This is a genomic window from Leifsonia sp. SIMBA_070 (genome assembly GCF_046534635.1).
GTDB lineage: Bacteria > Actinomycetota > Actinomycetes > Actinomycetales > Microbacteriaceae > Leifsonia.
On record NZ_JAWRYK010000492.1, the window covers coordinates 1 to 259 of the forward strand.

Genomic DNA, 259 nt, shown 5'->3' on the forward strand with positions numbered 1-259 from the left:
CTTGATGCCGATGTAGTCCAGGTAGGCGGCACGGTGGACGGTGGAGCGGGAGTTCGCCTTGGTGATCACCAGCGCGCGTTTTTCACGGGCCTTCGCCCTGCCGGCACTGGTCAGGTGCTGCACCCGTCCGGCGCTGGATGCACGGCTGAGCAGCCCCAGTCCCTTGTCCTCGCTTACACGCAGGACGTCCTCGCCGTTTTCGGTGATGAGGTCGTACTCGCGGTAGCCGAGGAAGGTGAAGTTGCCGTTGTCCAGCCAG

General features: G+C 64.5%; 1 protein-coding gene. It reads right to left on the minus strand.

The features are described 5' to 3' along the window. A partial coding sequence (locus SB754_RS21175; RefSeq protein WP_410784309.1) for a hypothetical protein occupies window positions 1–259 on the minus strand: 259 nt, incomplete at both ends.